This window comes from Rhodococcus sp. SJ-2, assembly GCF_053750035.1.
This window is the reverse complement of sequence record NZ_CM132340.1, coordinates 2,784,217-2,808,311: the sequence shown is the minus strand read 5'-3', so window position 1 is coordinate 2,808,311 and position 24,095 is coordinate 2,784,217. Positions and strand designations below refer to the sequence as shown.

The 24,095-nt window shown below is 65.6% G+C and carries 22 protein-coding genes; 11 read left to right on the top strand and 11 right to left on the bottom strand.

Translation table 11 applies throughout. The features are described from left to right. Positions 1–5 precede the first annotated feature (5 nt). The 4 genes from ACSYG9_RS13145 to ACSYG9_RS13130 all read left to right on the top strand — a co-directional run bounded on the left by ACSYG9_RS13145 (position 6) and on the right by ACSYG9_RS13130 (position 5,592). On the top strand, positions 6–647 hold the full coding sequence (locus ACSYG9_RS13145; RefSeq protein ID WP_440122953.1) for a hypothetical protein: 642 nt from the start codon (positions 6–8) through the stop codon (positions 645–647). After that, positions 644–3,832 carry a helicase HerA domain-containing protein gene (locus ACSYG9_RS13140; RefSeq protein WP_440122952.1) on the top strand — a complete coding sequence of 1,063 codons (3,189 nt, stop codon included), beginning with the start codon at positions 644–646 and terminating at the stop codon, positions 3,830–3,832. Before ACSYG9_RS13145 ends, ACSYG9_RS13140 begins: the two co-directional genes overlap by 4 nt. 100 nt (positions 3,833–3,932) lie before the next feature. After that, complete coding sequence (locus ACSYG9_RS13135) at positions 3,933–4,808, top strand: aldo/keto reductase (protein WP_454842771.1); 876 nt, start codon at positions 3,933–3,935, stop codon at positions 4,806–4,808. Between the two features lie 55 nt (positions 4,809–4,863). Beyond that, entirely contained in the window at positions 4,864–5,592 is a 729-nt protein-coding gene (locus ACSYG9_RS13130) for an acetoacetate decarboxylase family protein (protein ID WP_440127646.1), read from the top strand. Here the strand turns inward: ACSYG9_RS13130 and ACSYG9_RS13125 are convergent. From ACSYG9_RS13125 to ACSYG9_RS13115, 3 genes are read right to left on the bottom strand one after another with little or no spacing between them, the layout of a single operon-like run. After that, entirely contained in the window at positions 5,576–6,259 is a 684-nt protein-coding gene (locus ACSYG9_RS13125) for an FCD domain-containing protein (RefSeq protein WP_440122950.1), read from the bottom strand. The genes ACSYG9_RS13130 and ACSYG9_RS13125 overlap by 17 nt on opposite strands. Next, entirely contained in the window at positions 6,246–6,983 is a 738-nt protein-coding gene (locus tag ACSYG9_RS13120; RefSeq protein WP_440122949.1) for a maleate cis-trans isomerase family protein, read from the bottom strand. The genes ACSYG9_RS13125 and ACSYG9_RS13120 overlap by 14 nt, the downstream gene beginning before the upstream one ends. 15 nt (positions 6,984–6,998) lie before the next feature. Further along, positions 6,999–7,739: a maleate cis-trans isomerase family protein gene (locus ACSYG9_RS13115; RefSeq protein ID WP_440122948.1), complete on the bottom strand. Its 741-nt coding sequence runs from the start codon at positions 7,737–7,739 to the stop codon at positions 6,999–7,001. 80 nt (positions 7,740–7,819) lie between these two features. Between ACSYG9_RS13115 and ACSYG9_RS13110 the strand changes: the two genes are divergently transcribed. The 3 genes from ACSYG9_RS13110 to ACSYG9_RS13100 all read left to right on the top strand — a co-directional run bounded on the left by ACSYG9_RS13110 (position 7,820) and on the right by ACSYG9_RS13100 (position 11,720). Then, positions 7,820–8,794 (top strand): D-2-hydroxyacid dehydrogenase, encoded by a 975-nt coding sequence (locus tag ACSYG9_RS13110; protein WP_454842768.1) that lies wholly within the window; start codon positions 7,820–7,822, stop codon positions 8,792–8,794. 44 nt (positions 8,795–8,838) lie between these two features. After that, on the top strand, positions 8,839–10,212 hold the full coding sequence (locus tag ACSYG9_RS13105) for an amidase (protein WP_440122946.1): 1,374 nt from the start codon (positions 8,839–8,841) through the stop codon (positions 10,210–10,212). 146 nt (positions 10,213–10,358) lie between these two features. Then, positions 10,359–11,720 carry a cytochrome P450 gene (locus tag ACSYG9_RS13100; RefSeq protein WP_454842766.1) on the top strand — a complete coding sequence of 454 codons (1,362 nt, stop codon included), beginning with the start codon at positions 10,359–10,361 and terminating at the stop codon, positions 11,718–11,720. A gap of 106 nt (positions 11,721–11,826) precedes the next feature. Here the strand turns inward: ACSYG9_RS13100 and ACSYG9_RS13095 are convergent, their stop codons facing one another. The 4 genes from ACSYG9_RS13095 to ACSYG9_RS13080 form a co-directional block, all read right to left on the bottom strand. Then, the gene (locus tag ACSYG9_RS13095; RefSeq protein WP_454842764.1) at positions 11,827–12,636 is read right to left on the bottom strand and encodes an SDR family NAD(P)-dependent oxidoreductase; all 810 of its coding nucleotides are present in this window, start codon (positions 12,634–12,636) and stop codon (positions 11,827–11,829) included. 106 nt (positions 12,637–12,742) lie between these two features. After that, on the bottom strand, positions 12,743–13,210 hold the full coding sequence (locus tag ACSYG9_RS13090) for an SRPBCC family protein (RefSeq protein WP_440122943.1): 468 nt from the start codon (positions 13,208–13,210) through the stop codon (positions 12,743–12,745). 17 nt (positions 13,211–13,227) lie between these two features. Continuing rightward, positions 13,228–13,725: a DUF3830 family protein gene (locus ACSYG9_RS13085; protein ID WP_440122942.1), complete on the bottom strand. Its 498-nt coding sequence runs from the start codon at positions 13,723–13,725 to the stop codon at positions 13,228–13,230. Positions 13,726–13,737: 12 nt separating this feature from the next. After that, positions 13,738–14,979: an aspartate aminotransferase family protein gene (locus tag ACSYG9_RS13080; protein ID WP_454842763.1), complete on the bottom strand. Its 1,242-nt coding sequence runs from the start codon at positions 14,977–14,979 to the stop codon at positions 13,738–13,740. A 110-nt stretch (positions 14,980–15,089) separates the two neighbouring features. Here ACSYG9_RS13080 and ACSYG9_RS13075 point away from each other — a divergent pair, with 110 nt between their 5' ends. The 4 genes from ACSYG9_RS13075 to ACSYG9_RS13060 are packed head-to-tail and all read left to right on the top strand — an operon-like array spanning position 15,090 to position 21,248. Beyond that, entirely contained in the window at positions 15,090–16,577 is a 1,488-nt protein-coding gene (locus ACSYG9_RS13075; protein ID WP_454842762.1) for an NAD-dependent succinate-semialdehyde dehydrogenase, read from the top strand. A gap of 60 nt (positions 16,578–16,637) precedes the next feature. Next, a complete protein-coding gene (locus ACSYG9_RS13070; protein WP_454842761.1) occupies positions 16,638–17,438 on the top strand; it encodes a hypothetical protein in 801 nt (266 codons plus the stop codon). A gap of 4 nt (positions 17,439–17,442) precedes the next feature. After that, positions 17,443–18,756 (top strand): alpha/beta hydrolase, encoded by a 1,314-nt coding sequence (locus tag ACSYG9_RS13065; RefSeq protein WP_454842760.1) that lies wholly within the window; start codon positions 17,443–17,445, stop codon positions 18,754–18,756. A 35-nt stretch (positions 18,757–18,791) separates the two neighbouring features. Next, positions 18,792–21,248, top strand: a complete 2,457-nt coding sequence (locus ACSYG9_RS13060) for a bifunctional lysylphosphatidylglycerol flippase/synthetase MprF (protein WP_454842951.1) — start codon at positions 18,792–18,794, stop codon at positions 21,246–21,248. A 44-nt stretch (positions 21,249–21,292) separates the two neighbouring features. Here ACSYG9_RS13060 and ACSYG9_RS13055 read toward each other — a convergent pair whose 3' ends face one another. The 4 genes from ACSYG9_RS13055 to hsaD form a co-directional block, all read right to left on the bottom strand. After that, positions 21,293–21,577, bottom strand: coding sequence for a DUF4193 domain-containing protein (locus tag ACSYG9_RS13055; protein ID WP_454842758.1), 285 nt, complete (start codon positions 21,575–21,577; stop codon positions 21,293–21,295). A 130-nt stretch (positions 21,578–21,707) separates the two neighbouring features. Continuing rightward, positions 21,708–22,316 (bottom strand): 3-hydroxy-9,10-secoandrosta-1,3,5(10)-triene-9,17-dione monooxygenase reductase subunit, encoded by a 609-nt coding sequence (gene hsaB / locus ACSYG9_RS13050; RefSeq protein ID WP_454842757.1) that lies wholly within the window; start codon positions 22,314–22,316, stop codon positions 21,708–21,710. Continuing rightward, entirely contained in the window at positions 22,313–23,215 is a 903-nt protein-coding gene (gene hsaC, locus ACSYG9_RS13045) for an iron-dependent extradiol dioxygenase HsaC (RefSeq protein WP_440122935.1), read from the bottom strand. Before hsaC ends, hsaB begins: the two co-directional genes overlap by 4 nt. Continuing rightward, on the bottom strand, positions 23,215–24,087 hold the full coding sequence (gene hsaD, locus ACSYG9_RS13040) for a 4,5:9,10-diseco-3-hydroxy-5,9,17-trioxoandrosta-1(10),2-diene-4-oate hydrolase (protein ID WP_440122934.1): 873 nt from the start codon (positions 24,085–24,087) through the stop codon (positions 23,215–23,217). Before hsaD ends, hsaC begins: the two co-directional genes overlap by 1 nt. Positions 24,088–24,095: the final 8 nt, after the last annotated feature.

The window sequence follows — 24,095 nt, the reverse complement described above, 5'->3', positions numbered from 1 at the left end:
CCGCAGTGAGCGCCGAATCCCTCACCCCCACCGAGACGCTGGTCCTGCTGACCCTGCTCGCCGAAGCACGGCCCGTCTCCAACACCGCACTGAAGACGCTCGGCCCGGATCTGCGCGCGGAAAGCCGCCGGAAACTCAACCGGCTCGGTCTCGTCGCCACCGATACCTCGGTCCGCCCGTTCACGCACGAGCTGACCGACGCCGGGTGGGCGCGCTGCCGAGCGCTTCTCATCGCCGACACCCCGCCACGTGTCACGGCGCCGGTCCGCGCCGTGTACACCCTCCTGCGCGCCCTCGGCCGGCACCTCGACCGAGCCGACCTGCAGCTGTACGAGGTGTTCGCCCCCGTCACGGAGGAGGTTGCAGCGGTGGACGACGCGTCGCCGACCGTCGAGGACCGCATCCGCGCCGCGTACTGGGAACTCGCGCGCGAGCCGGGCGCGTGGGTGGGTCTGGCCCGCCTGCGATCGGTCCTCGCCGATCTGTCCGTCGACGAAGTGGATCGGGAACTGCTGCATATGCTCCGCCTGCCGGACGTGCACCTGAACCCCGAAATGAACCAGAAGGCGCTCAGCGACGCCGACCGTGCCGCCGCCGTCGTCGTCGGCGACACCCCCAACCACCTGCTGTCGATCGAGGTCGCATGAGCACCGACGAACAACTCCGGGCGCTCGCGTCCGTCCGCCTGACCTGGGCGCCCACCCCCGACGAGGTGTGGGAGGCGCAGCAACCACTCCACGTCCCCGGGATGCACGGCACCGCGATGGACATGATCCTGGACGCCTTCCGCGACGCGAAGAGCTCCACGTCGGCGAGCCCGCTCGGGGTGGTGGTGCGAGGCCAGGCCGGCGTCGGTAAGACGCACCTGCTCGGGTACGTCCGCGAGCAGATCCAGCAGGACGGCGGATACTTCTTCCTGGTGAAGATGCTCGACGCCGTGAGCTTCTGGAAGTCGACGCTGTTCGCGATGCTCGAGGATCTCGGGCGCCCCATGGCCGACCACGAGACCCAGCTGCGTCGCCTGCTGTGGGAACTCGCGAACGTCGCCCGGGTGTCGCGGGTGCAGCGGCGGGCCATCATCGGGGAGTCCGAACTCGACCGCGCGACCCTCGATGCGTTCATCACCGGCCTGTTCGCGGCCGATCCACAGCTCTCCCAGCAGTGCCGGCGCACCGCCCGCGCCCTCGTTCTCTATGCCGGAGCGCTGGACCTGCGGGACATCGGCGAGTCGTATCTCCTCGGGCAGGACGAATCGACCGCCGGCGAGCGTGCCGACTGGGGCGTCGGGTCGGCCACGCCGACCCACCAGGAGATCGCGCGCGACCTTTCCCGGCTCCTCGCGCTGACCGGTCCGACTGTGCTCGCGATCGACCAGTTCGATACCCTGCTCAACCCGCAGCATGTCGGGGCCGACGACACCGGGTCGGTCACGCGCCCGACAGACAACTCGTACGAGGACTTCGCACACGGCCTGATGGGCCTGCGCGAGACCTTCAGCCGCACGGTCCCGGTGCTGTCGTGCCTGCCGACGGCGTGGGTCGTGATCGACCGGTTCGCGACGGCCACGGTCCGCGACCGGTTCCGGGTGTGCCCGACGCTGTCGCTACTGCCGTCGCCCCAGGTGGCGCAGGATCTGATCCGGCTCCGGCTCGAACGCGCCTATTGCTCGGTCGGTTTCACCGCGCCGTACCCGACGTGGCCGGTCACCGGTTCCGTCTTCGACGAAGCACCTCGATACACGCCGCGCCGGTTGCTTCAGCTGGTAGACCGCCACATCCGGACCTGCCTCGAGAACGGGGCGGTCACGGAGATGACCGACCTGACGACCCCGGTGCCCGATAAGCGCGAGAAGCCCACGACCGCCGTCGATCACGCCGGTGACTTCGCAGTGCTCGACGCCCGCTTCGCGCAGCTGCAGGCGGCCGCATCGATCGACAGTGCGTTCGACCACACCGTCGAGGATCTCGTGATCCCGCCCCTGCTCAGCGCGGGTCTGGACGCGTGGATCCGGGAGAGCGGTGCGGACGACGACGTGTACGGGCGGGAGACTCCGTCCGGCACGAAACCCGCACTGCACGCCCGCCTGCTGCGCACCCTCGACGAAGAATCCGAACAGCACATGCACTGGGCGTTCCGCGCCATCGGCTCGACACACCACACCGCGGCAGTCAACAGACTCCAGAAGTCCTGCACCGCAGTCGGGTTGTCTTCAGGTATCCCGGGACGGAATCTGATCGTGCTGCGCAATCAGCCGTGGCCGAACGGGGAGAAGACCCGGGCGATCGTCGCCGAGTTCGAGCAGGCCGGGGGTCGCGTCTGCACCCTCTCCGTCGACGACGCACGCGTCTTCGCCGCTCTCCGGGAACTGCTGGAGCAGAACCCTGAACACCTCGACGCGTGGCTGCAGGCCCGTCGTCCCGCACACGGGACCGCACTGCTCACGACGGCTCTCGGCGACGAACCGGAAGTGATCACCGTTCGTCCGACCACCGCGGAGCCGATCACCGTCACTCCGGAGCCGGAACCCCTCGTCGAGGAGCGAGTCTCGCCTCCCTCGAACGTCGAACCGACCCAGAACAACGCGGCGTCCATTCCCCTCGGACGCACTATCGCCATGGACACGGAGGTACGCGTCGATCTCGAAGCACTGCGCAAGCACACCGCGATCTTCGCCGGATCCGGTTCCGGAAAGACCGTGCTCATCCGACGGATAGTCGAAGAATGTGCACTGCAAGGTGTTTCGTCGATCGTACTCGACCCGAACAACGACCTCGCGCGGCTGGGCAGCGAATGGCCTGCCGATTCCCGTCCGTGGTCGCCGGGCGATCGCGCCAAGGCCGACGAGTACCTCGAGAACACCGAGGTCGTCGTGTGGACACCGCGTCGCCAGAACGGGCGCCCGCTGTCCTTCCAGCCGCTGCCCGATTTCGCCAGTGTCCGGGACGATGCCGACGAGTTCGATGCCTCCGTCGAATCGGCGGTGGCCGCACTGGCCCCGCGCGCGAACGCCGCCGGAAAGTCCGCGAACGCCGACAAGGCCCGCGCGGTGCTCAAGCAGGCACTCGAATACTTCGGTGAAAGCCCCGGTGGCACCCTCGACACGTTCGTCGCGTTGCTCGAGGACCTTCCGGAAGACATCAGCACACTGCGCAACGCGACGAAGATCGCCGCGGATCTCGCCGAGAACCTGAAGGCATCGATCGCCAACGATCCACTCTTCGGCGGTCGCGGCACCGCCGCCGACCCAGGGACCCTGCTCGCGCCTTCCCCCGGTTACCGCGCCCGCGTGTCGGTGGTGAACCTGTCGGGATTGCCGTCGGACGACCAGCGCCAGGGGTTCGTCAACCAGCTGCAGATGGCGTTGTTCGCGTGGGTCAAGAAAAACCCGGCCGGCGACCGCCCACTCGGGGCACTGTTCGTCATGGACGAGGCCCAGAACTTCGCGCCCGCTGGAGGATTCACGGCCTGCACGCAGAGCACGCTCGCACTCGCGTCGCAGGCCCGCAAGTACGGGCTCGGTCTGGTGTTCGCGACGCAGGCCCCGAAGGGTCTGAACAACAAGATCCCCGGCAACGCAGCCACCCAGTTCTACGGGTTGCTCAACAGCCCGGCCCAGATCCAGGCCGCGCAGGAGATGGCGCGCGTCAAGGGCGGCACGGTCCCGGACATCGGCAAACTGCCCGCCGGGCAGTTCTACGCGGCGGTCGAAGGCGCGAGTTTCCGCAAGATCGCAGCGCCGCTGTGCCTGACCCACCACCCGAAGAGCCCTCCCACCGAGGAGGAGGTGCTCGCACTCGCCTCCGTCGAGCTGCGAAGCCGGGAAGCGCACTGACGCACCCTGCCAGCTAGTGAACTGGTACACCCGTCCCCTTCGGTCGAGCGGGTGTACCGTTCCCTCGGCGCGGGCGCGGGAAATAGTTAGGCTCGATCCCATGACGACTCCCGACATCACGCTGAATTCCGGAACCACCATCCCGCAGCTCGGCCTGGGGGTATGGCAGGCCACGAACGACGAGACCGAGCACGCCGTCCGATTCGCAATCGACGACGCCGGCTACCGACACATCGACACCGCCGCCGCGTACGGCAACGAGGAGGGAGTGGGTCGCGCGCTCGCGGGCACGTCAGTGCCGCGCGAGGACATCTTCGTCACCACCAAACTCTGGAACTCCGACCAGGGATACGAGCCGGCTCTGAAGGCGTTCGAGACGAGCCTGGCGAAGCTCGGCACCGACTACGTCGACCTGTATCTGATCCACTGGCCGCTACGCGACAACGATCGCCTGCTGCGCACGTGGGACGCACTCGAGAAGATTGTCGAATCCGGCCGGGCAAAAGCCGTGGGGGTGTGCAACTTCGAGCCGCACCACCTGCAGTTGCTCGTCGACCGCGGTGGTCTGTTGCCCGCCGTCGATCAGGTGGAACTGCACCCGAACCTGCCGCAACAGGCGATCCGCTCGACCGCTGCAGAGCACGGCATCGCGGTCGAGTCGTGGAGTCCGCTCGGCGGCACCAGCAACTCCGGCTGGGGCCCGAATTCGAAGCCCAACACCCTGCTCACCGACCCGGTCATCGACCGGATCGCCGACCGTCACAGCAAGAGCGCGGCACAGGTGCTGATTCGGTGGCATCTGCAGAACGGTCTGATCGTGATCCCGAAGTCGGTGCACGACGAGCGCATCGCCCAGAATATCGACGTGTTCGATTTCGAGCTGTCCGACCTCGACCTCAGTGAGATCGACACCCTCGACAACGGCAATCGTGTGGGCGCACACCCGGACGAGATGAACGTCGGTGCGCCCAGCTGACCTGTTCCCATAATTTCTGTAACGTGTTCTCATTATTGCCATGAGCGACACTCACATGGTGTTGGGTACACCCGTCGAGATGCCCGTGCAGGTTCGCGCGGCCACGGCATTCATGGCGGTGTTCCCAGTTCCGACGACGCCTGCACAAGTGCTGATCGACCACACCGGTCTGGAGATCCTTCAGTACCGGCCGGGTCGCGGCTTGTGCACGCTCGTGTTCGTCGACTACGTGGACGGCGACCTCGGGCCCTACAACGAGTTCGGAGTCTGCTTTCTCGTGCGCGACCACACGCAGCGAGGCGGTGGCGTGCCGCAGGATCTGCGCGACCTCGCGACCGGCGGAGCCGGCGCTCTGATCCATCAGCTGCCGGTCGACGGAGAATTCACGCGCGCGGCGGGTCGCGGAATCTGGGGCTTCCCGAAGATCTTCGCGGATTTCGACGCCGACCACCGCAGCGCCACCAAGCGAGGAACTGTGAGCTGCGACGGCGCGCTGATCGCGGAGATGTCCGTGGCTCCCGGCCTGCCCGTTCCCGGCAAAGGCATCGCGGCATCGTTGGCCGCATACTCGCACCTCGACGGCGTCACGCGTCGGACCACGTGGAACATGAATCCCAGCGGCGTACGCACCCGGATCGGCGGTGCGACGCTGCGGCTGGGCACCCATCCGATCGCCGAGGAGTTACGCCGCCTGGGTCTGCCCCGACGTGCACTGGTCACGTCGTCGATCCCCGACCTGCAGATGACCTTCGGCAATGCCGAGGTCGTCACCCCTGGCCTCTGAGGCCCTGATCCCTGAGGCGATCGACGGTGTCGTGCAGGTGCTCGCCGAGAAGCTTGCGCACCACGTCGGGTTCGGCGGTGCGGATCGCCTCGCGCAGCGCGACGTGCTCGTCGACCTGCACGTGCAGATCCGGATAGGTCGTGTGCAGCGCCCCGAGGCACATACGGGTCTCGACGAGTAGCGTGCGCGCCGACCGGATCAGCCGCGGGCTCGACGCACCGGCGACGAGGATCTCATGGAACATCTGGTCGCCGTCGGAGACACCGCCGGCGTCACCCCTGTCCGCTGCCGCGCGCATCGCATCGATCGCCGTCCCGAGATCCTGCCACGTCTGCTCGCGGCGCCCGTCGAGCACGAGGTCGAGTGCACCGCCCTCGATGACGCGGCGATTGTTGTAGATGTCGACGACGTCGTCGAAGGTCAGTTCGGTGACGAAGATCCCGCGGTTACGGATGCTGTAGAGGAGCCCTTCGGAGACGAGGCGTTGCATGGCTTCGCGCAACGGTCCGCGCGACACGGCGAAACGTGTCGCGAGTTCGGCCTCACCGAGTTGCGCGCCCGGCTCGATAGCACCGCGGACGATGGCCGACCGCAGTTGATCAGCGATCAGTTCCGCCGTCGACGGTTGGGCAACGGGTTGCAGATCCCCGAGATCACCGAGCGCCATGATCGACACCTTCCTCGAACAGTGTGCCCAGTTCCGGGCGTCCTAGGTTATAACCCGTGAGCCGGAGGCCTTCCCACACCGTCACCTGGTTGGCGGTGAGGACCGGCTTGCCGACGTGTGCTTCGATATCGCGCAGGAAGCGCAGCGTGTGCATGGCGGTGTCGGGGACGAGAAGCGCCTGCGCATCGGAGTGATCGTTGGCTGCGGCGAGCTCGAGCACCTCACCGGAGGTGAGGGTGCCCACCTGGGCTGCGGTCTCGATGCCCGCACCGGTGAACGAGATGACGTCGATCTCCGCACCGTTCAGGAAGTCGACGAAAAGCTCACTCACGTCGCGCGGGTAGCTTGCGGCGACCGCGACGCGGCTTGCGCCGAGGGCTCGCACTGCTTCGACGAACGCGAAGCTCGTGCTCGACGCGGGAATGCCGCCGATGGCCGCCGAAAGCTGATCGACCTGGTTACGCGCACCGTCCCATCCGTACACGAAGCTCCCGGACGTGCAGGCCCAGACGACGGCATCGGGTTGCTCCGGCGTGAGCTTCGCTGCCCCAGCGGCGAGTTTCCCGGGGCTGCCGAGGTCGAGAAGCTCGGGCACCGCATGCAGGTCGGTCCCGTAGATGTGAACGACGGGAATCCGCACTCCGAGAAGATCTTCGGCGAACGCGTAGTCGTCCTCGGCCGCGTGATCGGGGTAGATGATTCCGATCGTCGGACTCTCACGCACTTGAAACACCTCGCATCAGAAGACACCTCTCAACCACTGTCCCGGTCCTGTCATCGGCAGCTTCATCCTTCCGAGACACGCCCAGATCGTGAGTTGATTGGCCGTGAGTATCGGTTTGCCCAATTCACGTTCGAGGGGTGCGATCAGGTCGTAGGTCGGCAGATTGGTACAACTGACGAAGACCGCCTCGGATTCGGACGTATCGGCACCGATGATGCGTTCGGCAATGGTGCGGTAGTTGACCCTCCAGATGCCGCCGCCGAGTCCGAGATATTCGGACCGCAGTACCTCGGTTCCGGCTTCGGCGAGGAAATCGCGCAAGAGCAAGGTGAGTTCCTCGTCGTACGGGGTGAGCACCGAGATCTTGGTCAGGTTCAATCGGTGAAGTGCCTCGAGCAGCGCTCCCGACGTCGTCACCGCCACGGGTGCGCCGGCCTCGCAGATCGCGTCGCACAGGGTCTTTTCGTACGCCACGCCTTTGACGAACGAGCCGGAGCTGCAGAGATAGGCGACCACCTCGGGCTCGACCTGCATGATGTCTCGGGTTGCGGCCATGAGGTGACGACGATCGGAGACGAGTTCGGCCATCTCCTTGCTCACCGCAATGGGTTCGAAAGGTGTGCGCGCAAGGTGCAGGCTCACTTCGAGCGGGGCCCAGCGCCACAGTTCACGTTCGAGTGCGAGATCGAACGGTGCGATGATACCGATGCCCCGCTGCACGAGAGGCCCCTCGAATTCGGGGATGTTCAATTCCATAGGGCCCTCTGCTTCTACCCGCTGACACCACCGTACGAGGATTGTTGACAATAATACGATAGGCTCATACGGTGTCAATCGTGACAGCGAACCCTGTGGTGGCAGTGCTACATGCCGAGTCCGTGCCGGACGAGACACTCCTTGCCCCGGTCGCCGAGCACGCAGACATTCGCTACACCGACAGCGACGGCCTCGCGACCGCGCTCGCCGGAGCCGAGGTGCTCTTCGTCTACGACTTCCTCACCGATTCACTCCCCCGTGCATGGCATGCCGCCGAGACGCTGCGCTGGGTCCACGTGGCCGCAGCGGGAGTGGATCCGATCATGTTCCCGGCCCTTCGCGACAGCGACGTCACCGTCACCAACTCTCGGGGTGTGTTCGATCAGCCGATCGCAGAATACGTTCTAGCGCAGATCCTCTCGTTCGCAAAGGATCTCCCGCAATCCCTCCGGCTCCAGAGCGAGCACACGTGGCGGCACCGCGAATCCGAACGTATCGCAGGACGAACCGCTCTCGTCGTCGGCACCGGCCCCATCGGCCGCGCGATCGCACGCCTGCTCACCGCAGTCGGCATGAAGGTCCGGGGGTCGGGACGGCGCGCAGGCGACGACGACCCCGATTTCGGTATCGTGACCGCCACCGAAGACCTGCCCGACGAACTCTCCGTCGCCGACTTCGTGGTCGTCGCCGCTCCGCTCACCGAGCAGACGCGAGGCATGTTCGACACGGCATTGTTCCGCGCGATGAAACCGAGTGCGCGGTTCATCAACGTCGGACGCGGCGACCTCGTCCGCACCGACGATCTGGTCGAGGCCCTGCGTTCCGGGGAGGTTGCCGGCGCCGCACTCGACGTCGTCGACATCGAACCACTCCCGCCGGAACACCCCCTGTGGGATATTCCGAATGTGATGATCACACCGCATAATTCCGGCGACTTCGCAGGATGGAGGGACGCACTTGTCGACGTGTTCGTCGACAACTTCCAGCGGTGGCGCTCCGGCAGCGAGCTCGAGAATGTCGTCGACAAGCGCCTCGGCTACGTGCCGAGTACCTGAGGCCTGACGCCAGGGAGCGGGCCCGAACACCAGGGAGGCAACGCATGAAGCCCACCGACATGACCGCGGTCGACATGGTGACTGCCTTCTCCGCGGGTGAGCTTTCCCCGGTCGAGGCCACTCGGGCAGTTCTCGACGACATCGCCGAGCGCGACCGCGACATCAACGCGTTCTGCCTGGTCGACGAAGACCGAGCCCTGGAACAGGCCCGCCTATCCGAGGAACGCTGGCGCACAGGGTATGCAAAGGGACTGCTCGACGGAGTCCCCATTTCGATCAAGGACATCTTCCTCACGAAGGGCTGGCCGACACTGCGCGGCTCTCAGGCCGTCGACGCCGATCAGGTGTGGGATGTCGACAGCCCCGTCACCGCACGGCTCCGTGAGGACGGGATGGTGTTCGTCGGCAAGACGACAACACCGGAGATCGCCTGGAAAGCCGTGACAGACTCCGCGTTGTACGGGATCACCCGAAACCCTCACGATACAACGAAGACCGCGGGCGGATCTTCCGGCGGCAGTGCCGCCGCCGTTGCAGCGGGGTTCGGGCCATGTTCGGTGGGCACCGACGGAGGTGGCAGCATCCGCATTCCCGCGTCGTTCTGCGGTGTCGTCGGATTCAAACCGACGCACGGGCGGATCCCGCTGTTCCCTGCCAGCCCGTTCGGTCCGCTTGCTCACGCCGGGCCCATCACCCGAACGGTGGAGGACGCGGCCCTGCTCACCGACATCCTGTCGCTGCCCGACCCCCGTGACCCGACCGCGCTCGCGCCTCCCGTGATGACGTTCCGCGGCTCACTGGACCGAGAGGTCGTCGGTCTCGGTGTCGCGTACTCGAAAACGCTCGGCTACGTGTCGGTCGACCCCGAGGTGGGCGACATCATCGACCGCGCCGTGCGTCGACTCGCTGATGCCGGCCTCGCCGTCACCGAAGCCGATCCCGGATTCGGCGACCCGCTCGAAGCCTTCGAAGTGCTGTGGGCATCCGGTGCTGCCGCAATGCTGAAGAACTTTCCCGACGGCGCCCGCGACAAGGTCGATCCGGGCCTGGCCCGAGTGTGGGAGCGCGGCGAAACACTGAGCGCCGTAGAGTATCTCGATGCGCGCGCGGTCGCCGCAGCTCTCGGCATCACGATGGGGGAATTCCATCTGACGCACAACGTGCTGCTGACGCCGACGATGCCGATTCCCGCATTCGAGGCGGGCTACGACGTACCTCCGGGTTCGTCGGCAACGAGCTGGCCACAATGGACACCGTTCAGCTACCCGTTCAATCTCTCGCAGCAACCGGCGATCAGTATTCCGGCAGGCACTACGTCGGCCGGGCTTCCCGTCGGGCTCCAGATCGTGGGACCGCGCCACTCGGATGATCTGGTACTCGCCGTCGCGCGATTCGCGGAGTACGCGCTGGCCGAGTAGGGATCGTCGCTCCGCTGCACTGTACGAACTCCGCCCGGTCGGATCTGCCCTCCCGGGGCGACACACGATTCGACCGTGCTCGATACGGGTAGACCCCGGTAACGCGCGAGAAGTGCTCGCCCGAGGACATCCACCCGGAGGTATCGATGACACTGACCGCCACAGGACCGGCCGCGACCGCACAGCAGCGCCGTGCAACTCCCGCTGATACGGCACGCCTGTTCGGTCAGGTCGCGCTGCCGTTCGTCGCGGCGGGCGCTATCGCCCGGCGCCGTCCCGTCATGGGTCTGCTCGAACGGCTGCAGGCCGACTCGGCCACTGTGCGGCAGATTCCCGTGCTCGGTGAGCGCTATGGGCACGGGCCGTTGCCGTTACGGGTATTCGGCCGCGACCTCGCCCTGGTCCTGTCGGCCGATGACGTCGATACCGTGCTGACGCGCAATGCCGACTCGTTCACGGCGGCGAACCGCGAGAAGGTGGCAGCGCTCAGCCCGTTTCAGCCCAACGGTGTCCTGATCTCACGCGGTGACCTCCGGGCTCACCGCCGGGACGTGAACGAGCAAGCCCTCGACACCGGGCACGCGATGCACCGCCTAGCGGGCCCGATCACCGACCTGATTCGCGACGAATCGGACGAGTTGCTGCGCACTGCCCGCACTTCAGGCACCCTCGATGCGGCCGTGTTCACCCGGTGGTGGTGGCGGATGGTCCGACGTGTCGTGTTGGGAGACACCGCACGAGACGACCACGAACTGACCGATCAGCTGTGGACGCTCCGGTCCAACGGGAATTGGTCGTTCGCCCATCCGACCCGGCATGCTCTCCGGGACAAGTTCACCCAGCGCCTGCAACGGTACGTCGAATCAGCACCGGCCGAGAGTCTCGCCGGTGCGCTCCGAGAGGTTTCCACGGTTGCACCGATCGACCCCGTCGGCCAGATCCCGCACTGGTTGTTCGCCTTCGACGCCGCGGGCATGGTCACCTTCCGAACAATGGCGCTGCTGTCCACTCACCCACTCCAGCGCACCAGAGCACTCGAGCTGATCGACGAGTCCACACTGGACGCGCCGCAACCCTACGACTATCTACGCGGGTGTGTCCTCGACAGCACCCGGTTGTGGCCGACCACGCCCGCGATCCTTCGAGATTCCCTGGTTGCGACCGAGTGGGAGGACGATCACGGCCGGTATTCCATCCCGGCAGGTTCTGCTTTCGTCATCCTGGCGGCGGCGTTCCACCGGGATCGCGACACTCTTCCGTTCGCCGACCGATTCGAGCCCGAAATATGGGTGGACGGACGCGCGGAACAGTATCGGGGACTCGTTCCTTTCAGCGCCGGGCCCGCAGCGTGCCCCGGACGCAACGTGGTCCTGCTGGTGGCCAGCACAGTACTGGCCAACCTCTTCACCCGCGCCGGTTTCACCCTCACCTCGCGCACCACTCCCGACCCGGACCGTCCGCTTCCCGCCACGCTGAACAACTTCGGGATCAGCTTCTCCGTCCGATAGGACTGCAGTACAACGGTATCGGAGCGTCGATGCCGAGCGCCGTAAGCTCGTAGTCCCGACACAAGCGTCGGCGGAGGACCATCAGCGCGGCAGTCCTGACTCACGCTCACTTCGAACCCGGCTTGGTTTGCGTCCGGTGCAGAGCCGCTGCAATGCCATCCGGCAACAGCCGGCCTACCGCCGCTTGCACACGATTCATGGCCTTGCCGGTGACGACGTGCTCCTTACCGTCGAGCAGTCCCTCGACGGCCTCCGCCGCGACCTGCTCGGGATCGTCCAGATCGGTGCTGGTCACCTTCGCTTCGTTCATATCCGCACGGTCGAAGAATTCGGTGTCCGTGGGCCCTGGAATCAATGCGGTGACTGTGACACCGGTATCGGCGAGTTCGTTGCGAATCGCTACGGCGAACGACTGGAGGAACGCTTTGCTCGCCGCATATGTCGCATACAAGGGGCCCGGCATGGTTGCTGCTACCGACGAAGTGATCATCACCCGTCCGCGACCACGCTCCACCATCGCCCTCGTCAGGCTCTTGGCCAATGTCACATTGGCGGTGATGTTCACGGCCACCACTGCCAGATCGTCTTCGAGTGGAATTTCGTGGAAGAGACCGTACGCGCCCACCCCTGCGTTGAGAGCAGCAACCTCGATGGGCCGCTCGAGCGCGTCGAGTGAACGTTGCACCTCGTCGAGACCTTCCCTGGTACCGAGGTCGGCCTCGATGGCGTGGGCAGTGACGCCCTGAGGCGCAAACTCCTCCGCGACTCGATAGATCGACGGCTCGTCGGCCACGAGAACAAGATCGTAGCGACGACGAGCAAGCTGACGCGCGAGTTGATAGCCGATCCCTGTAGAGGCGCCGGTGATCAGCGCCAGCGGACGTCCGGTTGTCGAAGTCGAATCGGAAGAGCTCATGGTTATCCCTCACTTCCGGGAGCGGTAGACGCGTGGGTCATACCCCGGCACGCCGCATCGAAACGGCTGCCGATCACGGAATGGGACGAGCAGCCGACGCTGCGCGTCAGCTCTCCAGGATTCGTTTGATCGCGGCGAGTGTCGTGGGGATGCCCTCGCGAGCGGCCTGCTCACGCGCGGCGATTTCGCGCGGAGCCTCCGCCCCGAAGCGCTCGTCGAAGAATTTCTTTCCTGCGTCGCCGAACTCCCACGTCTCCGTCAGCTCCGCGCCGCCGTCCGTCGGCTCGATGAGATAACCCCAGCGCACCACGCCGGGCCCGACCGACCACGCGAACTCCCGGCCCCGATCGGCGACGACAACCTCCGAGCGTGTCTCCCAGGTGCGCTCCGGAGTCACGTTCCGGCCGACGAAAACGGCACCGACCTCGGGACCGTCGCCGTTGTCCCACCAGCACCCCGTGCACACCGGCGACCACTCGCCGGTCCGGGTCACATCCGACACCAATGCGTACACCTCCTCCGGGGTGGCGCGCACGACGACGGAGGACTGGAACGTGAGAGGCAAGGTCTGCATGGGCCCATCCTGCCCGCTCACCTCGCTCGTGTGAAACTCAGTGTCTCCCCCACTACTCCCTGCATCCACAGGTCGTTGCATGCCGCGGCGAGCTCAGGTAAGCCATCCTCGATGGTCGCGAACACATTTCCCGGCACCCACCCGACATCACCGTTGATCAGCAGATTGTTGCGGCCGTAGAATAGCGCCAGATCGGTGGCGCCCTGTTCGTGGTGCGCTTCGGACCCCGGCTCGTACCCATACGCCGGGTTGCCGATCTCCCACGGTTCGAAATCGAACAGGCACACATCACCCGGAATGGGCGTCACGGTGGGGTTTTCCCGATGTGGCGCCGCGGTGATCCGTGGCACCAGCGTGTACACCTCGTTGCGGGCGTACTTCGCGTGGAACGCCGCACCGCTCTGAGGAAGGGCATTCCACACTGCTTCGCACGTGAGTGGCGCTTCGATGTCGAGTAGTCGTGCACGACAGGAGATTCGTCTCTTGTCGAGTGCGATCGTGATATAGCGGGCCACAGGAACTCCTGGTCAGACTTCGGCGAGCACCTCGGACCAGATGCCGAGGGCATCCTCGACCTGCTCGGACGTGACGATCAGCGGCGGAATCATCCGGACGACATTCATATACGCGCCGCACGTCAGAAGGAGCAGTCCTTTGCTCGCTGCAAGTTTCTGTGCGGCCGTGGCGCGTTCGCGATCCGGGCCACCCTCGGCAGTGACGAACTCACTGCCCACCAGCAAGCCGAGCCCCCGCACGTCACCCACTGCGTCGGTAGCGCGTGAACGCGCCCCTTCGAGCAGTTCGGTGCCGCGGGCCGCGGCATTGTCGACGAGGCCTTCCTTCTCGATGACGTCGAGGGTCGCCACCGCTGCCGCACACGACACGGCATTGGCACCGTAGGTGCCGCCCTGGGAGCCCGGCCACGCCTTGGACATGAGCTCTTCGGAGGCCGCGATGCCCGACAGCGGAAACCCACTCGCCAGGCCCTTCGCGATCGTGATCACGTCGGGCCTGGTGTCGAAATGCTGGTGTCCGAAGAACTTTCCTGTTCGGCCGAATCCGGTTTGGATCTCGTCGAACACGAGGAGGATTCCGTGCCGGTCGGCGCGCTCGCGCAGGCCCTGGAAGAACCGGGTGTTACCCGGGACGTATCCGCCCTCGCCGAGAACGGGTTCGACGATGAACGCCGCGGTTTCGGCGGGCGATGTGACCGTCGCGAACAGGTAGTCGAGTTCCTTCAGCGCGAAGTCGGTGGCCTGCTCTTCGGTCCAGCCGTAGCGGTAGGCGTTGGGGAACGGCGCGATGTGCACACCGCCCATCAGCGGACTGAAGCCCGCGGAGAATCGGGTGCCCGAGGTGGTCATCGATGCGGCGGCGACAGTGCGGCCGTGGAATCCGCCGTGGAAGACGATCACGTTGGGGCGTCCGGTCGCTTGGCGAGCGAGACGCAACGACGCCTCGACCGCCTCACTCCCCGAGTTCGCGAAGAACAGTGAGTCGAGGCCCTCGGGCAGGACGGCGCCGAGCCGTTCGGTGAGCTCGAGCAGCGGTTTGTGCATGACTGTCGTGTACTGGCCATGGATCAACGATCCGATCTGACGCTGCGCCGCTTCGACGACGTGCGGGTGACAGTGGCCGGTGCTGGTCACACCGATCCCCGCCGTGAAGTCGAGATATCTTCGTCCGTCGGTGCCGTAGATGTAACTGCCCGCGGCGTGGTCGACGGTGACGGGCGTGGCTTGTTGAAGCAGTGGAGACAGTCGAGTCATGACAACCCTCCCGGGTTCGGCGACCGATTCGAATCCCAATCCTATTGTTGGATTGTTGACAATATGCATAACATGGGCGAAGGCCGAAGGCAACGGACGAAAGGCACGCCATGCCCGATCAGACGGTCAGTCGCAACGACACGCTCAGCCCGAACGAGGAGGCGGCCATCCGCACTGTCCCGACGGGCCTGTTCATCGACGGGCGATGGCAGGAGGCCGACAACACGATGCCCGTCGTCGACCCCTCCACCGAACGCGAATTGTGTGCGGTCGCCGACGCGAGCCCCGCCGACGGAATGCGCGCGCTCGATGCTGCAGCTGCAGCGCAGGATTCGTGGGCGCAGACATCACCGCGTGAACGCTCGACGATCCTCTCGGACGTCTATCGGCTCATGATCGAGAACGTCGATCGGCTCGCGCTCGTCATGACGCTCGAAATGGGTAAGCCGCTTGCCGAGGCACGCGGTGAAGTCAGCTACGCAGCCGAGTTCTTCCGCTGGTTCGCCGAGGAGGCCGTCCGCATCGACGGCGGTTACATGCAGGCGCCCGCCGGCGAATCGAGATTTCTCGTGACCAAGCAGCCGGTGGGCCCGTGCCTGCTCATCACCCCATGGAACTTCCCGATGGCGATGGGCACACGCAAGATCGGTCCGGCCATCGCCGCCGGTTGCACGAGCGTGATCAAACCGGCGTCCCAGACCCCCCTGTCGATACTCGCCCTTGCCGATCTGCTCAGCGAGGCGGGACTCCCGCCCGGGGTCGTCAATGTCGTCACCACGTCACAGTCCGACGAGGTGATGGCCCCGCTGATCCTCGATTCGCGTTCGCGCAAGCTCTCGTTCACGGGATCGACCGGAGTGGGCAAACACCTGCTCGAACTGTGCGCGCGCACTGTCATGCGCACGTCCATGGAACTCGGCGGCAACGCGCCGTTCCTCGTGTTCGACGACGCGGATCTCGACGCCGCCGTCGACGGCGCAATGGCCGCGAAGATGCGCAACATCGGGCAGGCCTGCACCGCCGCCAACCGTATCCTCGTCCAGCAAGGCATCGCCGCGGACTTCACGAAGCGCCTCACCGAGCGCATGTCCGCACTGCCGATGGGCCGCGGTGTCGAAGACGGCGTCGTCGTCGGACCGCTCATCAACCGCGCCGCCGTCGACAAGGTCGGCGAGCTCATCGACGACGCCGTCGCCCGCGGCGCGACGGTCGCCCTCGGCGGCACCCCCGTCGACCGACCCGGATTCTTCTATCCGGCATCGGTGCTCACCGACGTCGCCGACGACGCGCAGATGTGCCATACGGAGATCTTCGGTCCGGTCGCGGCGATCAGCACCTTCGAAACCGAGGACGAAGCGATCCGGCGCGCCAACGATACTCCCTTCGGGTTGGTGTCCTACGTCTACACCGAGAACCTTCGACGAGGTCTGCGCGTGTGCGAGGCCCTCGAAGCCGGGATGGTGGGGCTCAATCAGGGCGTGGTCTCCAACCCCGCCGCACCGTTCGGCGGCATCAAGGAATCCGGGCTCGGACGCGAAGGTGGCTTCACCGGAATCGACGAGTTCCTCGAAACCAAGTACATCGGTGTGGCCTTGTAGTCACGCGGAGACGCAGTCGTTCGGCGCACATGAAGAACGGGTCCCTGACAGGATCGGTCCATGCTGGCGGCGACGGTGGCGCGGTTCCGCGCCGAGTTGAATACCCACCCGGTGGGTCGCGCTCTCGAGCGCATCCTGGTGGGGCTCGGGCGGATCGAGCTCGTCGACCGCTCGATGACGCTCGCCGCGCAGCTGTTCACTTCGGTACTGCCCGTCATCATGGCGGCGTCGCTCCTCGTCGACACGTCCGCAATTCGGGAGACCCTGCTCGCTCCGTTCGGAGTCGATCCGAGCGCACTCCTCCAGGACGGATTCGAGGTGACGTCGGAAGCGGCGGCGTTCGGCGCAGTGGGACTGTTGATGGTCCTCATCAGTGGCACATCGTTCGCGCGTGCGCTCGGCAGGGTGTACGGCAGGATCTGGGATACGCCGGTATTGCGCCTGTCCCATGCGTGGCGGTGGTGTGCTGTTCTATTGCTGGTGGCGACCTCCGCGTTGGTCACCGGACTGATCCACCAGCTGGGGGCACCGATCCTCGCGCTGGTCGCCCAATGGTGCATGTGGGTCTGCGTGTGGACGGCGTGCCCGACACTGCTCACAGCAGGCCTCGTTCCCACCCGTGTCCTGGTCGCCACCGGTATTCTCACCGCGACGCTGCTGACCGCTGTCAGCATCGGAGGACGAATCACACTCCCCCATGTCACCGCCAGTTCCGAAGCGCATTTCGGGACACTCGGGATCGTCTTCACCATCGTTGGATATCTGTTCGTCGTCGCTGTCGCGCTCGTTGCATCTCCGGTGATCGTCCAAGCGCTCATCGGCGACAACGACTCCGGAGACGTCGAGGCCGATCCATACTGAGTCGGTGTCCTTGTCCGGGATCGCCGACCCTGTGCTGGATCTACCGCTGACGACGAGTGCAGCGGCGATCGTCTTCACCGCGGCTGCGGTCGTCGGTCTCGGCATACTCGCCGCCAGGCGAAGCAGGCGGTGGCTCGTCCTCTTACCAGTGCTTGCATCATGTGCGCTGGTGGTCACGGTGGCGGCCGCGGTTGTGGTCGAGAAACTGTGGCGGCCGTTTCCCGATCCCCTTCCGACGACGGTCTATGTGTGGGCGGGGACTGCGGTTCTGGCTCTCGCTCTCCTCGTGGGCCGTCTGCTGTCCCGTGATCGGACCCGGCGCCATCTTCCCGCGGCATGCGGGTTGATCGCGGCGTGGCTGGTCATCACGCTGGCCGCCGCAGGTCAAATCAACACCGTGTACGACGCGTACCCGACCGTCCGCGCGGCCTTGGGTGTGAGCAGCTTCCGCACCGTGTCGCTCGATTCACTGGAGCCCGCGAGGACGGTCCCGATCGACACGTGGACTCCACCGCCTCGTCTGCCGACCAGCGGCGCGGTGATCACCGCTCCGATACCGGGCGCAGCCTCAGGGTTCGAGGCCCGCGCCGCGAACATCTACCTTCCGCCCGCTTATTTCACCGATCCTCGTCCGGAGCTGCCCGTCCTGGTGCTGTTGGCAGGGCAGCCCGGCAGTACCGAGGACTGGCTCATCGGGGGCCGGCTCACCCAGACCATGGATGCATTTGCCGCCGAACACAGCGGACTCGCACCGATCGTGGTGCTCGCCGATGGAACCGGCAGCGAGTTCGCAAACCCGATGTGCGTCGACTCGCATCTCGGCAACGTCGCAACATACCTGTCGGTCGACGTCCCGGAGTGGGTGCGCAGCAACCTCCAAGTCGACACCGACCCGCGAGCGTGGGCGATCGGAGGCCTGTCGTACGGCGGCACCTGCGCACTCCAACTCGCGACACTTCGACCGGACGTCTATCCAACCTTCCTCGACATGTCCGGGCAGGCCGAACCGACCCTCGGCGACCGAGCCAGCACGATCAACGAGGTGTTCGGGGGCGACGAAGCGGCGTTCGATCGAATCAACCCCGCGTACCTGCTTGTCCACGAACGCTTCCCGGATTCGGCCGGTGCATTCGTCGTCGGAAGTGACGACAGCGAATACCGTTCCGGCATCGAACAACTCACCGCTGCCGCGCAGGCTGCGGGTATGGATGTCCATCTCACCGAGCTACCCGGCGGGCACAGTTTCGAGGTGTGGTCGGCCGGACTGGAGAAGGAGTTGCCGTGGCTCAGTCAGCGACTAGGCCTGACACACCCGTGACACACGTTCGGCCGGTGATCGCGCGCTACACGTCGATGCTGCGAAGCGCTCCCGTCTCGCTCACGCTGCTTGCTGGACTCTGGATTCTCGGGGTGGCCACAGGAAGCGTCCTGCGCGGCCCGTCGCGAGATCTCGCCCACGACGTCTCGCTCGGAGTCTCGAGCTTCTCGGACGGGCATGTGTGGGTGCTCTGGACGTCCGGGTTGTTCGCGTCGAGGCTCGCGGATTACCTTCTCGTCACCGCCGCCGTTCTGGCAGTTGCCGTTCCGGTCGAGAACCTCTGCGGTAGCAAGCGGTTCGCGATCGGCGCGGCCGTCACTCAGGGCGTGGGCGCAGCCGCAGCATTGGCGGTAGCACAGCTCGCCTCCACGTTTCCGAACTCGTGGGGAATCGCCCTCCACGGCCATCTGATCGAGGATCCACTTCCCTGGATCATCGGCACGCTGCTGACCGCCACCGCTGCGATGTCGACGCTGTGGCGACGACGAATCCGCATGGTCGTGCTCGTCTTCCTGATCACCACCACGCTGTTTGCCGGTCACCTGCAAGACCTGACTCGCCTCGGCGCTGCTGTCGCCGGGTTGATGCTGGGACCCCTCGTCTTCCGCGGGCGTCCGCGCGCCGCAACGCTCGGCGGCACGATCAGAGAACAACGCACACTCATCGCTCTCGTGGTTGCGGCCAGTGTGCTCGGCCCTGCGCTCGCTGCCTTCTCACCACACGCCATCGGTCCGCTGTCGGCCCTGCGTGAATTGTTCGGCCAGGTCCCCTACACGGCTCGCGAACTCGTGGACGTGTGTGACGATCCGGCTCTGGCAGGCGAGTGCCGTAAAGGGCACCAAGCCCTCCGACTCTCGGGGTTCGGTCCGCTGGTCGCGAATCTGATGCCCGCTGCAGTGTTGCTGGTGGGCGCGGAGGGTCTGCGGCGAGGACGCCGCGCCGCGTGGTTGCTCACGGTATGGGGGCATCTCGCACTCATCGCTGCAGCGACGGCAAGTGCCGTCGTCCGGGCGACCGAGACGCGTTCGCTGGTGTACGGATATCACCGGCACGGATCGTTGTACCAGGAACTGGCGCCGTTGTCCGTGCTCCTCGCGGTCCTCGTGGTGCTTCTGGCGACGCGCCGGTTGTTCCAGGTACGGGCGCCACGCGGAACCTACCGGCGCGTGTGGCTCGGTACTGCCGCCGTGACCGCGGCGGCTCTGGTCCTCTACGTTGCAGCAGGAATGATTCTCGCCGGGAGCTTCGATCGCGACCCCGGTCCGGTGACGCTGCTACGCGACTTTCCGCGCCGGCTCGTGCCGCCGGTGTATCTGCAGTTGTTCGACCCACCGATATTGCCTGCGACGATTCCCGCGACGGTGCTGTTCGAATGGGTGGGCATCGCGGTCTGGGTCGTCTTCGCTGTATTGATGTTCCGCAGCTTCACGATTCCCGCACTCGGGCACTCCACTACCGACGAGCAGAGGGTTCGCGCGCTGTTGCGATCACCAGGAGGCGAATCACTGTCATGGATGATCACGTGGCCGGGAAACAGCTATTGGTTCAGTGACGACGGTGCACACACAGTCGCGTATCGGGTGCACTCGGGTATCGCTCTGACCACAGGCGACCCCGTTGGCGATCCGTCGACACGCGCCGACGCCGTCGATGCGTTTGCTTCGTACTGTCTGCGCAACGGATGGACGCCGTGCTTCTATTCGGTCGGCGAGGATCTCGCAGTCATTGCGCGCAACCACGGCTGGAGTTGTGTGCAGGTCGCCGAGGAGACACTCCTCGACCTGCCGGAACTCGCATTCAAGGGCAAGAAGTTCCAGGACGTACGGACCTCCCTGAATCGCGCGACCAAACAGGGCATCGAAGCCCGCTGGACCACGTTCACCGACGCTCCCCTGTCGGTGGTTTCACAGATCGTCGAGATCTCGGAAGAGTGGGTCTCCGACAAGGGGCTTCCCGAAATGGGTTTCACCCTCGGAGGGCTCGAGGAACTGAAGGACCCGGAGATCCGTCTGCTGGTGGCAGTCGATACCGGCGGCCACGTGCACGGTGTCACGTCGTGGATGCCGGTGTTCCGCGACGGCAGGCTCGTGGGGCTCACACTCGATTTCATGCGACGACATTCCGACGGGTTTCCACCGGTGATGGAGTTCCTCATCGCGTCGGCTGCGCTGTCTGCCCGCGAGGACGGGCTCGAGTTCCTCAGCCTGTCCGGCGCCCCGCTCGCCAGTGCGGCGGACGAGTCCGGTGCCGATGAGCGGGGTGCACTCGACGACCTCCTGAACCTGCTCGGTCAGGTTCTCGAGCCCGTGTACGGGTTCCGGTCGCTCTTGTCGTTCAAAGCCAAGTTCCAGCCCCGCCATCGACCCATGTACATGGTGTTTCCCGACTCGACGGCATTGCCTCGGATCGGGCTCGCGGTCGGCCACGCGTACCTGCCGAACATGTCGTTCGGGCAGGGACGGCAGCTGATGTCACGGATCTTGCAACGCTGACCGCAGACGTCGAACGGCGTTCGACCACTGCGAGAACGGCGTTTTCAGGCGCAATCCAGGCAGACGTTCTCCTCCTGGTCGGCCATGCGATTGCGATGCTGGACGAGAAAGCAACGAGTGCAGGTGAATTCGTCGGCCTGTCGAGGAACGACGCGGACGGTCAGTTCCTCACCCGACAGATCCGCACCGGGAAGCTCGAACGATTCGGCGGTGTCGGCTTCCTCGACGTCCGCCACCGCCGCCTGTGCGGTGTTGCGGCCCGGACCCAAAATGTCGAGCGGCTCATCATTGTTCTGTTCGACCCTGGGGCGGTCGTAGTCGGTTGCCATGGGCTCCTCCCATTCATGCACGTCTGGCGGCTGTACCAGGTCTTGGTTGACCGATGGTAGAGCACAACACGCTCAGGGGAGGATTTATGCCCGATCACATGAGGAAGATTTCCGGACCGAATTGCAGCCCCTACAACCAGGTGTCCTCGGACGCGGTGGTGAGGAACGCTTCGAGATCATCGCGCCACGGCGCCGGGGTGGTCTTCTCCGGTTCGATACCCGTGTACTGACCGCGGTAGAAGAGCAACGGCCGCTCGGTGTCGTCGTGGACCTCGCTCAACGAGGCGACACGTCCGAAGACGACCCAGTGGTCGCCGCCGTCGTGCACGGTCTCGACAGTGCAGTCGATATGCGCGAGAGATCCGGCGAGGATCGGCGACCCGAGAGGCGACGCGGTCCAGTCGACGCCGTCGAACTTGTCCGGTTCTCGCGACCCGAATCGGGCGCACACGTCCTGCTGCTCCTCGCCGAGCACGTTCACACAGAATCGGCCACTACGCTCGATCGCTCCCCACGAGCGGGATTGCTTCGTGGGGCAGAACAGGACGAGCGGCGGGTCGAGCGACAGTGCCGCGAACGACTGGCAGGCGAATCCGACGGGCGCGTCGTCGTCGACGGTGGTGATGATGGTGACGCCGGTGCAGAACTGCCCGAGGACGGTGCGGAACGTCCTCGGGTCGAGGGGCGCGACCCCCTGCGGCTCGAACGCACCGGCGCCACCGTCTGTGGGGGCACTCATTGCGTGAACCCCACCGAGAAGTCATGCCCCCACAGGCTCACGGCAGTCGATTCCCGAGCGATCCAGCCCTCGTCTTCGACCTGCAATCCTTCACAACCGAATTCGACGTCGAACCCGCCCGGTGTCTTCATGTAGAACGAGAGCATCTTGTCGTTGACATGGCGGCCGAGGGTTGCCGACATCTTGACCTTCTTGCGTAGCGCCCGGTCGAGCCCGAGACCGACGTCGTCGGAATTCTCGACCTCGATCATCAGGTGCACGATGCCGCTGGGTGTGGGCATCGGCATGAACGCGAGGCTGTGGTGGCGCGGGTTGCATCCGAAGAATCGCAGCCATGCCGGCTTGCCGTCGGCGGGTCGGCCCACCATCTGCGGGGGCAGCCGCATCGAGTCGCGCAGGCGGAAGCCGAGGACATCGCGGTAGAAGCGCAGCGACTCCTCGTCGTCCCGAGTGGAGAGCACGACATGTCCGAGACCCTGTTCGCCGGTCACGAACTTGTGCCCGTACGGACTGACGACACGACGGTGTTCGAGCGCGGCTCCGTGGAACGCCTCCAGCGTATTGCCGGACGGATCCTGGAACACGATCATCTCGTCGACGCGGCGGTCGGCGATCTGCTCCGCAGTGCCTTCCTTGAACGGGACCCCGGCGGCCGACAGGCTGTCGCGCACCGACTGCAGGTCGCCGGCATTCGCGGTCTCCCAGCCCGACACCAGCAGGTGGTCGGTGTCGTGCGGCTCGATGACGAGACGAGCCGGGAAATCGTCCATGCGCAGGTACAGGGCGTCGGGGTTCGTACCCTTGCCCTCCACCATGCCGAGCACTTTGAGACCGTAGTCACGCCACGCAGCGACGTCGGTCGCGCCGATACGCAGATACGCGAGGGACCGGATCGACATCACTTACCTCCGTCCGTGAGGAAATCCGCCGTGATCCGGTTGAATTCCTCGAACTTCTCGAGTTGCGCCCAGTGTCCGCAGCCACCGAAGACGTGCAGTTGTGCGCGCGGGATCATCTTGAGTGCCACGAGCGCACCGTCGAGTGGATTGACGCGGTCTTCACGCCCCCAGATGAGCAGGACGCGCTGCCGGAGCTTGTAGGCGTCGCGCCAGAGCATACCGAGCTCGAAGTCGCTGCTGGAGAACGACTTCCCCATTGCTTTGGCAGCGGCGAGCGATTCGGGGGCGCTGGCGGCTTCGAATCGCTCGTCGATCAGCTCCTCGGTGACGAGCGACTGGTCGAACACCATGATCCGCAGGAAGGCTTCGAGATTCTGCCGCGTCGGCTGATAACTGAACTTGCCGAGATTGCGCACCCCCTCGGTCGGGTCGGGGGCGAACAGGTTGACGCTGAGGCCGCCCGGGCCCATGAGGACGAGTCGGCCCGCGCGGTCGGGGAAATCGAGGGCGAAACGCACAGCCGCGCCGCCACCGAGGGAATTTCCGAGCAGGTGCACCCGCTCGATACCGAGGTGATCGAGCAGATCCTTCAACGCGGTCGAGCTGTGCACGAAGTACTGCGGGTGCTCGGTGGGCTTGTCGGACTTGCCGTATCCGGGCTGGTCGACGCAGATGACGTGGAACTTCTCGGCGAGCACCGGGATGTTGCGGGAGAAGTTCGACCAGCCCGAGGCGCCGGGGCCTCCGCCGTGCAGCAACACGATGGTGGTGGCGTTCCCGACGCCGGCCTCGTGGTAGTGCAGGCGCAGATCGTCGCGGACCTGCGCAAATCGGGACGTCGATTCGTAGGTGATCTCTTGCGTTGCAGTCACGGGAAACC